This is a genomic window from Rhodococcus sp. MT28 (genome assembly GCF_058792695.1).
Genome location: NZ_JBXAFD010000004.1, coordinates 22,903 through 33,639 on the forward strand (window position 1 = coordinate 22,903; position 10,737 = coordinate 33,639).

At 62.4% G+C, this 10,737-nt stretch carries 10 protein-coding genes; 3 read left to right on the forward strand and 7 right to left on the reverse strand.

Translation table 11 applies throughout. The annotated features are described in order from the left end of the window. Positions 1-215: 215 nt before the first annotated feature. Complete coding sequence (locus tag AC1Q6C_RS16435; protein WP_268868122.1) at positions 216-1,544, forward strand: wax ester/triacylglycerol synthase domain-containing protein; 1,329 nt, start codon at positions 216-218, stop codon at positions 1,542-1,544. Between the two features lie 32 nt (positions 1,545-1,576). Here AC1Q6C_RS16435 and AC1Q6C_RS16440 read toward each other — a convergent pair whose 3' ends face one another. The 7 genes from AC1Q6C_RS16440 to AC1Q6C_RS16470 are packed head-to-tail and all read right to left on the reverse strand — an operon-like array spanning position 1,577 to position 9,107. Next, positions 1,577-2,200, reverse strand: coding sequence for a 3-oxoacid CoA-transferase subunit B (locus tag AC1Q6C_RS16440; RefSeq protein WP_230359895.1), 624 nt, complete (start codon positions 2,198-2,200; stop codon positions 1,577-1,579). 41 nt (positions 2,201-2,241) lie between these two features. Next, positions 2,242-2,997: a CoA transferase subunit A gene (locus AC1Q6C_RS16445; RefSeq protein ID WP_007730192.1), complete on the reverse strand. Its 756-nt coding sequence runs from the start codon at positions 2,995-2,997 to the stop codon at positions 2,242-2,244. A 3-nt stretch (positions 2,998-3,000) separates the two neighbouring features. Beyond that, positions 3,001-3,828: an HpcH/HpaI aldolase/citrate lyase family protein gene (locus tag AC1Q6C_RS16450; RefSeq protein ID WP_003942031.1), complete on the reverse strand. Its 828-nt coding sequence runs from the start codon at positions 3,826-3,828 to the stop codon at positions 3,001-3,003. Further along, on the reverse strand, positions 3,825-4,313 hold the full coding sequence (locus AC1Q6C_RS16455; protein ID WP_003942078.1) for a MaoC family dehydratase: 489 nt from the start codon (positions 4,311-4,313) through the stop codon (positions 3,825-3,827). Before AC1Q6C_RS16455 ends, AC1Q6C_RS16450 begins: the two co-directional genes overlap by 4 nt. Next, the gene (locus tag AC1Q6C_RS16460; RefSeq protein WP_007730190.1) at positions 4,310-5,473 is read right to left on the reverse strand and encodes an acyl-CoA dehydrogenase family protein; all 1,164 of its coding nucleotides are present in this window, start codon (positions 5,471-5,473) and stop codon (positions 4,310-4,312) included. Before AC1Q6C_RS16460 ends, AC1Q6C_RS16455 begins: the two co-directional genes overlap by 4 nt. Continuing rightward, entirely contained in the window at positions 5,473-7,512 is a 2,040-nt protein-coding gene (locus AC1Q6C_RS16465; RefSeq protein ID WP_042453639.1) for an acetyl-CoA carboxylase biotin carboxylase subunit, read from the reverse strand. The genes AC1Q6C_RS16460 and AC1Q6C_RS16465 overlap by 1 nt, the downstream gene beginning before the upstream one ends. Before the next feature lie 5 nt (positions 7,513-7,517). After that, positions 7,518-9,107, reverse strand: coding sequence for a carboxyl transferase domain-containing protein (locus AC1Q6C_RS16470; RefSeq protein WP_230359665.1), 1,590 nt, complete (start codon positions 9,105-9,107; stop codon positions 7,518-7,520). A gap of 98 nt (positions 9,108-9,205) precedes the next feature. On the opposite strand from AC1Q6C_RS16470, the gene AC1Q6C_RS16475 reads away from it, so the two are divergent. After that, a complete protein-coding gene (locus AC1Q6C_RS16475; RefSeq protein WP_003941968.1) occupies positions 9,206-9,805 on the forward strand; it encodes an SACE_7040 family transcriptional regulator in 600 nt (199 codons plus the stop codon). 48 nt (positions 9,806-9,853) lie between these two features. Then, positions 9,854-10,600 (forward strand): GTP pyrophosphokinase, encoded by a 747-nt coding sequence (locus tag AC1Q6C_RS16480; protein ID WP_024487832.1) that lies wholly within the window; start codon positions 9,854-9,856, stop codon positions 10,598-10,600. Positions 10,601-10,737 lie beyond the last annotated feature (137 nt).

Below are 10,737 nucleotides of genomic sequence, written 5' to 3' on the forward strand. Positions count from 1 at the left end.
GTAAACCTCTGCGTGACTGCGGGCTAAGAGTCCGCCGCGGCAAGCCCCCGATTAGGGTCCTCCAAATGAGATCTCAACGGATCTCCGCTATCGTAGGTTGGACACCCATTAACTGGACGACAAGTACTGGAAGGTGAATCAATATCCCGAAATACTTTCGCATTAACCCAACAGATGCGTACTACGTCTACAGTCGACATCCTGACATCTACAGCCTGCAGGTCTTCGATTGCGATGACAGCGGGAATGCGCCATCAGCGAGGCAAATTCGCGAGCATCTCGCACAGCGAATGAACAGAATTCCCATTCTTGGAGAACACCTCGAAGACGACCCCGTAAAATTGGACTACCCCTACAGAGTCGCCGACTCCAGTGGAATCGATTCACATATTAACGAAGTCTTCGTCCACGGGAAAACGTGGAGTGAGTGCATGCGCGATTTTTCCAAACTAATGGAGACTCGGCTGGATCCGTATAAGAGCTTGTGGCAGGTTCACGTGCTGCGCGAAATCATGGATGTACCAGGATCTCGCGGGCCTGCAACCGCGCTGGTTTTCCAGTTTTCGCACTGTGCCACTGACGGACTTGGATCAGTCGACCTGGTTCGTGCACTGCTGGCATCGACTCAAACTGTTTGTGAACCCGCACCCGATGACTTGGCTTCCCGCCCGCGCCTCCGCCACTCGATGTTTGGAGCTGTCCGGGGCTCTTACAACTCATTACGACTTGCTTCGCAGACAGCAGGCAACTACGTCCGCTCAAGGACAACGAAGACCGCCGACACAATAGAGCTGCCAATCCCTGGATTTCTCGCGGGCCCATCGCTCGGCAGACCAATGTCGCGAACATTTCCACTGGCCCTCGCCGATCTTCGAGTACCTGGTTTCACAATCACGGAAACTCTCGCAACCGCGATCTCCCTTGCTATCGAGCGCTATGCAAAGGCCTTTGAACTACCCATCGCGACGTACCGATGCAATGTTCCGGTCGCTCTTCCGCCACGTTCCACCAGCCGTGATCTCAATCGGATCTCGCCGTGTGCGATCGACCTCCACGTGCTTACTGAGGATTTGACGCTTCGAGCGAGCTCGATCAGTCAAGAGTTGAGGGACGGAAAGCAGGCCGCAACTAGCGCCGCTGCGGAGAAATTCAGATCATTTGTGAACCAAGTGCCTGCGCCAGCTCTTCGCATCTTCACCCGGATTGAAGCGCGAAAGCTCGAGGTCCCCTGTGAGCGAGTCAGTGTGCACACGAAGCTGGCCAGCTACCGCGCGGGTCCAGCAGATACAACTCTTGCCGGCGCACCGGTACTGTTTGCCAGTTCGTTGCCCTCGATAGGTTTCAATATTCGACTTGCTCACAACGCAATTGGACTGGGGGACACAGTATGCATATCTATAACCGCAGCACCGGAGGCGATTGCCGATATCGAATTCTACGAGAAGACCGTAAGATCATCGATCGTTGACGTAGTCACAGCGCTGCGCCTGGGTGTGTCATCTGACAGCAGCCAAGATGAGTTTGGCCGTACAAACCCGCTATGAACGACCACATACTTCGACTGAATCCCGCTCCTTTACCTCTGGTCGGCTAGTAAGGACAGGGCCGCACCGGTGACGCTCTTCAGGTGCTCGCTGCTGACCCCTGGAGCCAGCTCCACAAGCTGCAGCCCGTCCGCGGTGACGTCCAGCACTGCCAGGTCGGTGATGATCCGGTTGACGACGCTCTGACCGGTAAGCGGCAGCGTGCAGGCCTCGACGATCTTGGGATTGCCGTCGCGGTCGGTGTGCTCCATCACGACGATGACGCGGCGGGCACCGTGGACCAGATCCATCGCCCCGCCCATACCCTTCACCATCTTGCCCGGCACCATCCAGTTGGCAAGGTCACCGGTCTTCGACACCTGCATCCCGCCGAGCACCGCGGTGTCGATGTGACCACCGCGGATCATGCCGAAGGAGAGAGCCGAGTCGAAGAACGCGGCGCCTGAATTGACGGTGACGGTTTCTTTACCGGCATTGATGAGGTCGGCATCGACCTGATCATCGGTCGGATACGGTCCGGTACCGAGGATGCCGTTCTCGCTGTGGAGGACCACCTTGACGCCCTCGGGCAGGTAACTGGGGATCAGAGTCGGCAGGCCGATGCCGAGGTTGACGTACTCCCCCGGCCGCATCTCGGCGGCAGCGCGAGCGGCCATCTCGTGGCGAGTCCAACCGATACGGGTTTCCTCTGCACTGGTCACTTGGTGCCTCCTGAGACGGTCCGCTTCTCGATCCGCTTCTCCTGTGGGCCTGTGTGCACGACCCGCGCGACGAACACTCCAGGTAGGTGCACGTGTGCGGGGTCGATGTCGCCCGGCTCGACGAGGTTCTCCACCTGCGCGATGGTGATCCGGCCGGCCATGGCAGCAAGCGGGTTGAAGTTCATCGCCGTCTTGTTGAAGACGAGATTTCCTTCGGTGTCGCCGTAGTCCGCGTGCACGAGCGCGAAGTCAGCGGTGATCGCCTCTTCCAATACATACGTGCGGCCACCGAACACTGCCGTCGCCTTCGGTGGCGACGCCACGGCGATCGAACCGTCCGGGTTGTATCGCCACGGCAAGCCGCCCTCGGCGATCGGGGTGCCGACGCCGGCCGGAGTGTAGAACGCCGGGATGCCGGTACCGCCTGCTCGCAGCCGCTCGGCCAGCGTCCCCTGCGGCGTCAACTCCACTTCGAGCTCACCGGCGAGATACTGGCGCGCGAACTCCTTGTTCTCCCCCACGTACGACGCCGTCACCCTGGCGATCCGGTGCGCGCCGAGCAGAATGCCGAGACCGTAGTCGTCGACACCGCAGTTGTTGGAGAACACCTCGAGATCGGTGGCGTCGCCGTCGGCGATCGCCGCGATCAGTGCGTCGGGAATACCGCACAGCCCGAAGCCGCCCACTGCGAGCCTGGATCCGCTCGCGATGTCGGCAACTGCCTCAGCTGCCGTATTCACGACTTTGCTCATCCGTTAGTTCTCCTTCTGCTGAAAGATTCCGGCTCGGTGAAGAAGCTTCTCGGCGTGACGGAGAACGGGAGCGTCGACCATCTTGCCCTCGAACGCGAACACACCACGTTCAGTAGACACCGCGGCAAGCACTCGTGTGGCCCAGTCGATCTCTTTTTCCGAAGGTGCGAAGGCCCCGCGGATGACCTCGACCTGACTCGGATGGATCGCAACCTTCACGTCGAAGCCGACTGCGACGGCATCAGCGGACTCGACGCCCAGGCCGACGAGGTCCTTGATGTCGAGGTACACGGAATCGACAGCCAACCGGCCGTAGCTCTTCGCGGCCAGGAGAGACGTCGATCGGACGTGCTTGGCAACGTCGCGGTACGAACCGTTCGGGTGCCTGCTCGAGTTGCCGCCGAGACCGGCAACAAGATCCTCGGCTCCCCACATGACACCGATGGCGTTCGCAGCAAGCGCGATGTCGGCCACGGCGAGGGCTCCTCGCGGGGACTCGACGAGCGCAACCACGTCCGCCGGTGCGAGCGAGAGGACGTCCTCGGCCGATTCGCACTTGGACAGCATGAGACGCGAATAGTGTGTGCCGTCCAGCGCGATCAGATCGAGTTCGTGATCAGGCGTACCGACCGGATTGACGCGCACGACCGTCCGCTCCGGATCGAGAGGCGTGTCGATCAGGGCTGCACGTGCGGCTTCCTTGTCGGCCGGAGCCACACCGTCTTCGAGATCGAGGATCACGACGTCGGCAACAGCCGCGGCCTTCGCATAGCGCTCGGGACGATCCGCCGGGCAGAACAACCACGCCGGCCCCGGCGGTGTCCACGTCATGAGGACACCTCTGCCGGACGCAGTTGCACCAGTGTCTTGCGCGTGGCCAGTGCGACGACGTCACCGTGCTGGTTACGCCCGGTGTGCACGAGCGTCACGATGCCTTCACCTGGACGGCTCTTCGACTCACGCTTGTCCGCGATGAGCGTCTCGGCATACAAGGTGTCGCCGTGAAAGAGCGGCTTCGGGAAGCTGATCTCGGAGAAACCGAGGTTCGCCACGATGGTGCCCTGCGTCAACTGCGCGACGGACAGGCCGACGATGGTCGACAGGGTGAACATCGAATTGACCAGCCGCACACCGAATTGAGTGTCCTCGCTGTACGCGGCATCGAGATGCAACGCCTGCGTGTTCATGGTCAAAGTCGTGAACAGGACGTTGTCAGCCTCGGTCACCGTCCGGCCTGGGCGATGCTCGTAGATCGCGCCGACCTCGAACTCCTCGAACCAGAGCCCGCGCTGAGTGATCTTCTTGGGGTTCGTCACAGCCCTGCCTCACGAGCGATGAGCATCAACTGCACCTCGGTCGTTCCCTCACCGATTTCGAGGATCTTGCTGTCACGGTAGTGGCGCGCGACGGCGTACTCGTTCATGAAGCCGTATCCGCCGTGGATCTGCGTGGCGTCACGGGCGTTGTCCATGGCAGCTTCGGAGGAAATCAGCTTGGCGATAGACGCCTGCTTCTTGAACGGCTTGCCCGACAACATGAGTGCGGCCGCGTCGTAGTACGCGGTACGTGCGACGTGGGCACGAGCCTCCATACGCGCGATCTTGAACGCGATGGCCTGGTTGTGTCCGATGGGGCGACCGAACGCCTCGCGTTCCTTGGCGTACTTGATCGACTCGTCGACGCAGCCCTGGGCGGCACCGACGCTCAACGCGGAGATGGCGATGCGGCCTTCGTCGAGGATGCGCAGGAAGTTCGCGTAGCCGCGGCCGCGCTCACCGAGCAGATTCTCTTCGGGGACACGAACATCGGCGAACGTGAGCGGATGGGTGTCGGATGCGTTCCAACCGACTTTGTTGTACGCCGGTTCAGCCGTGAAGCCGGGCGTCGTGGTCGGCACGAGGATCGTCGAGATCTCCTTCTTGCCGCCGTCCTTGACACCCGTGACCGCGGTGACCGTCACGAGCTTGGTGATGTCGGTGCCCGAGTTGGTGATGAACTGCTTGTTGCCGTTGATGATCCACTCACCGCTGTCGAACTTCGCGGTGGTCTTGGTTCCGCCGGCGTCGCTACCCGCACCGGGTTCGGTCAGGCCGAAGGCAGCCAACGACTTGCCGCTGGTGAGCTGCGGAAGCCACTCCTGCTTCTGTGCCTCGTTACCGAAACGGTAGATCGGCATGGCACCAAGGGACACACCAGCTTCGAGAGTGATCGCGACGCTCTGGTCGACCTTGCCCAGCTCTTCGAGCGCCAGGCAGAGTGCGAAGTAGTCGCCGCCCATTCCGCCGTACTCCTCGGGAAACGGCAGGCCGAACAGTCCCATGTCGGCCATCCCGGCCACTACCTCGTACGGGAAGGTGTGGTTGGCGTCGTGCTCGGCAGCAACCGGTGCCACTACGGTCTTCGCGAAATCCGCAACCGTCTTGGCGAGCTGCTGGTATTCGTCCGGAAGCGCTCCGGTGGCAAGGTAATCGGACATCAGGCGTCTTCCTTCTGCGTCGTGTTCTCGGTCTTTACTTCTGCAGTCTCTTCGTCCGCGACAGGTACCACGCGGGCCAGAACCTGATCCACCATCACCTGATCGCCCTGACGGACAAGCACTTCCACGATCCCGTCGATCGGGGACGTCAAGGAGTGCTCCATCTTCATGGCCTCGACCACGACGAGTGGTTGTCCCGCGCTCACTGCCGCGCCGTTCTCGACGTTGACTGCGATGACGGCACCGGGCATGGGGCTGGCGATTTCGGCGTCACCGGCATGCTTGTCCTCACCGCGAACGCTGACTTCGGCTACCTCGCGCACGTGCCAGGTTCCGCCGCCTGCCAGCCACAGACCGCCATCGGTCTGGGCGACGACAAACGTGCGTCGACGTCCGTCGATCACCACCGCCAGTTCGGATCCCGTCAGGGTCGCGCTGAATGCGCGAGGCTGTGAACCTTCGACCTCGACCTTTGCATCCGCGGGAACGCCGACGATCGCAACGTGCGCCGTTCGGGTGCCGGCGGAGAGCCTGATGCTGGTCGGAGCGGGAGTTCCGACGCGCCACCCACTCGGGACGTCCCAGGGATCAACGGATTCCGAAGTTGTCCACCGCGAGAGCCAGCGATACGCCGCGGCAGCAATGAGCACCTCGTCGGAGGCGTCGGCTGCGACAAAGTCTTCGACGCGACGATCGAGCAGACCGGTGTCGAGGTTGCCCGCGATCACATCCGGATCAGCGAGGAGGAACCGTGCGAATTCGATGTTGGTCACGACTCCGAGCACTGCGGTGTCACCGAGTGCGCGATCGAGCTTGCGCAGTGCGCCCGCGCGGTCGGGAGCGTGGGCGATGACCTTGCTGAGCATCGGGTCGTAGTCACTGCCGACGACGGTGCCCGCGAGCAGTCCGGAATCGACGCGCACGCCGGAACCTGACGGCTCGACCAGATCGACGACGCTGCCGCCGGTCGGCAGGAATCCACGGCCCGGATCCTCCGCGTACACACGAGCTTCGATGGCGTGCCCGGTCAGCGTGATGTCACTCTGGGAGAAGGCCAACTTCTCCCCTGCTGCCACACGGACCTGCCATTCGACCAGATCCAGTCCGGTCACCATTTCGGTGACGGGATGCTCGACCTGGAGGCGGGTGTTCATCTCCATGAAGAAGAACTCGTCCGGCTTGTCGGCGGAGACGATGAACTCCACGGTGCCGGCGCCGGTGTAATCGACGCTTCGAGCGGTGTTGCACGCTGCCGCGCCGATCCGGTCACGGGTCACCTGATCGAGCAGCGGCGAGGGAGCCTCTTCGATGACCTTCTGATGACGCCGCTGCAGGCTGCATTCGCGCTCACCGAGGTGAACGACGTTGCCGTGCTGGTCGGCGAGAACCTGGACCTCGATGTGCCGGGGCCGCAGGACGAATCGCTCGAGGAACAGGGTGTCGTCGCCGAACGACGACGCGGCCTCACGGCGGGCACTGCGAAGAGCCTCGGCCAGATTGGCCGGATCCTCGACCAGACGCATTCCCTTGCCGCCTCCGCCGGCCGAAGGCTTGACCAACACCGGGTAGCCGATGTCCTCGGCCGCTGCGATCAGTTCTTCGTCGGTCAGATTGGGGCGAGCGATACCCGGGACCACCGGCACGTCGAACGCGGCAACGGCGTTCTTCGCGGTGATCTTGTCACCCATCACCTCGATGGCGTGCTCGGAGGGGCCGAGGAAGGCGATTCCGGCAGCCGCACAGGCAGCCGAGAACGCCGAGTTCTCCGACAGGAAGCCGTAACCGGGGTGAATACCCTGAGCACCGGTGGACTTGGCAGCGTCGATGACCTTGTCGATGACGAGGTAGCTTTCACGCGCCGCGGCCGGTCCGATGTTGACGGCAGTGTCGGCCTCGCGGACGTGGCGAGCATTCGCGTCGGCGTCGCTGTAGACGGCGACGCTGCGAATTCCCAACTCACGCAACGTGCGGATCACGCGAACCGCGATCTCACCGCGGTTGGCCACGAGAACAGTATCGATAGTGCGCAACTCAGTCATTTCGCTCACATCCGGAAGACGCCGTAGGAGACCGGCTCGATCGGCGCGTTCGCGCACACCGAAAGGGCCAGGCCGAGAACAGTTCTGGTATCTGCGGGATCGATGACACCGTCATCCCACAGCCGCGCAGTGGAGTAGTACGGATTGCCCTGAGCCTCGTACTGCTCGCGGATCGGCGCCTTGAAGGATTCTTCGTCCTCGGCCGACCACGGATTACCCGCGCTGTCGAGCTGGTCACTACGAACCGTCGAGAGCACCGACGCGGCCTGCTCGCCGCCCATGACCGAGATGCGCGCGTTCGGCCACATCCACAGGAAGCGAGGTGAATACGCGCGTCCACACATGGAGTAGTTGCCGGCGCCGTACGAGCCGCCGATGACGACTGTCAGCTTGGGGACCCGTGCACACGCGACTGCCGTGACCATCTTGGCGCCGTGCTTGGCGATGCCGCCGGCCTCGTAGTCGCGTCCCACCATGAAGCCTGCGATGTTCTGCAGGAACAGCAGCGGCACACTGCGCTTGTCGCACAGTTCGATGAAATGTGCTCCCTTCATGGCGGATTCGCCGAAGAGCACGCCGTTGTTGGCGATGATGCCGACCGGGTGGCCCTCGATGTGGGCGAAACCGGTGACGAGCGTCTTGCCGTATTCAGCCTTGAACTCCTGGAACGCGCCACCGTCGACGAGCTTGGTGATGACCTCGTGCACGTCGTACGGAGTACGGGGATCAGTCGGAACGACTTCGTACAGCTCGCTCTGATCGGCGACGGGCGGAACCGTGGAGATGACGTCCCACGGGCGCTCGGAGCGGGGGCCGAGCGTGGCAATGATGTTGCGCACGATCCGAAGTGCGTCGCGGTCGTCCTCGGCCAGGTGGTCGGTGACGCCGGAAACCTTGGAGTGCAGGTCGCCGCCGCCGAGCTCTTCCGCCGTCACGATCTCGCCGGTGGCTGCCTTCACCAGCGGCGGGCCGCCGAGGAAGATGGTGCCCTGGTTGCGGACGATCACTGCTTCGTCGCTCATCGCGGGCACGTAGGCGCCTCCCGCGGTGCATGAACCGAGAACTGCGGCGATCTGGGGAATCCCCTTGGCGCTCATGGTCGCCTGGTTGTAGAAGATCCGGCCGAAGTGCTCACGGTCCGGGAAGACCTCGTCCTGGCGCGGCAGGAAGGCGCCGCCGGAGTCGACGAGGTAGATGCAGGGAAGGTTGTTCTGCAGCGCAACTTCCTGCGCGCGCAGGTGCTTCTTCACCGTCATCGGGTAGTAGGTGCCGCCCTTGACCGTCGCGTCGTTGGCAACGATGACGCACTCGCGACCCGACACACGGCCGATACCGGTGATGACGCCGGCGCCCGGGCACTCGTCGTCGTACAGGCCGTTGGCCGCCAGTGGGGACAGCTCGAGGAACGGGCTGCCCTGGTCGAGCAGCGAGTCGACGCGATCTCGCGGCAGCAACTTCCCTCTGCTCACGTGACGCTCGCGAGAGCGCTCGTTGCCACCCAGCGCTGCTTGCGCCAGTTTCTTCTTGAGTTCGTCCACCAGAACGGTGTGATCGGACCGGTAGCCCGATCCTTGCGTGATTCCACTGGGAGTCATCCCGCCGCCTTCGCCATGAGTTAATGCTCGATAACTGAAACTAGATTAACTATGATTAACTGAGTTGTCCAGAACACAAGCGAAGAAAGATCGAGAGAATGACCTCTGAGCAGGTAGCAGCTCCGACGCGACGCGATCAGATGAAGGCCGACCGTCGACGTCAGCTCTTGGACGCCGCCGCACGGTTGATCGCCGAACGCGGATTCGTGAGTGTGCGACTCGAAGACCTCGGCGCGGCCGTCGGCATCAGCGGCCCGGCCGTGTACCGGCACTTTCCGAACAAGGACGCCGTCCTCGTGGAACTTCTCGTCGGCATCAGCACGCGCCTGCACGAAGGCGGCTCTGCGGCAGCGGAGGCAGCGGACTCACCGAGCGCTGCTCTCGACGCACTGGTGGAGTTTCACCTCGACTTCGCGCTCGGCGAGCCGGACCTGATCCGCATCCAGGACCGCGACCTCGAAAGCCTGCCGGCCGACGCGCGTCGACAGGTACGCCAGACGCAGCGCAAGTACGTCGAGGTGTGGGTCGGGGTGCTCGAGCAACTCGATCCCCAACTCGATCAGGCGGACGCACGAATCAAAGCGCATGCCACCTTCGGTCTGATCAACTCGACCCCTCACAGCGCCAACCCCGCTTCGCCGGCACGCGCGCGTCGAGTCCTGCGGGATATGACGCTCGCCGCACTGCGCACCCACTGAAACCGGACACGGCACAATCGGTGGCAGACTGGTTACACCAGCTAACAGATGAGGGTGCCGAACGTGGAAGACAGCAGTGGGGTCAGCAGGGCCGATTTCGCCGAACTGCGGACCGAGTTCTCCCGCTTCATGATGTTGTACCAATTCGGAATCTCCGAACTGATGACCAAGGTGAACATCCTCAAGGACGAGTTCACTCACATCAATCAGTACAGCCCCATCGAACACGTCACGTCACGGGTCAAGTCACCGGACAGCATCCTGCGAAAGGCTCAACGCCTGAACGTCCCGCTGACGATCGACGACATCTCGAAGAACATCTTCGACATCGCTGGAGTACGTATCACCTGCAGCTTCATTTCCGACACGTACCGAATCGCCGAGATGCTCACCAGCCAGACGGACCTTCGGGTGATCGAGCGCGAGGACTACATCGCCGATCCGAAACCCAACGGCTACAAGAGCTTGCACTTGATCGTCGAGGTCCCGGTTTTCATGAGTGACCGCGTCAGGCACGTACCGATCGAACTTCAGATCCGCACGATCGCGATGGATTTCTGGGCGAGCCTCGAACACAAGATCTACTACAAGTACAACCGCGAGGTTCCCGTCGAACTCCTCGACGAACTCACCGAGGCTGCAGCCGCGGCACACCGCCTGGACGTCAAGATGGAACGACTCAACGACGAGTTCGCGAAAATCAAAGCGCTACCGCATCCTGACGACGAAATCCTCGAGCAGGATCTGCCGGCGCAGTTCCTCGAGGCGCTGCATCTTCAGCGACGGGCGCTCTGACTTCGGTCCCCCTCCCCTGAGCGAACGCGCCTTTCGGCGCATCTGAGGCGACGAAAGTGCCGTTCGCTCACAACTGGGGTCGGACAACTAGGGCAAACAAAAAGAAGTGGGGCCCCCCCAAACTCTGGGGGGGGGAA

Bases quoted from the DNA above. Each gene is read 5' to 3' on its own strand.
- AC1Q6C_RS16440 (WP_230359895.1), bottom strand. From the start codon at position 2,200: ATGGCCGCTCGCGCTGCCGCCGAGATGCGGCCGGGGGAGTACGTCAAC.
- AC1Q6C_RS16450 (WP_003942031.1), bottom strand. From the start codon at position 3,828: ATGACGTGGACACCGCCGGGGCCGGCGTGGTTGTTCTGCCCGGCGGAT.
- AC1Q6C_RS16475 (WP_003941968.1), top strand. From the start codon at position 9,206: ATGACCTCTGAGCAGGTAGCAGCTCCGACGCGACGCGATCAGATGAAG.
- AC1Q6C_RS16445 (WP_007730192.1), bottom strand. From the start codon at position 2,997: ATGAGCAAAGTCGTGAATACGGCAGCTGAGGCAGTTGCCGACATCGCG.
- AC1Q6C_RS16480 (WP_024487832.1), top strand. From the start codon at position 9,854: ATGAGGGTGCCGAACGTGGAAGACAGCAGTGGGGTCAGCAGGGCCGAT.
- AC1Q6C_RS16460 (WP_007730190.1), bottom strand. From the start codon at position 5,473: ATGTCCGATTACCTTGCCACCGGAGCGCTTCCGGACGAATACCAGCAG.
- AC1Q6C_RS16470 (WP_230359665.1), bottom strand. From the start codon at position 9,107: ATGACTCCCAGTGGAATCACGCAAGGATCGGGCTACCGGTCCGATCAC.
- AC1Q6C_RS16465 (WP_042453639.1), bottom strand. From the start codon at position 7,512: ATGACTGAGTTGCGCACTATCGATACTGTTCTCGTGGCCAACCGCGGT.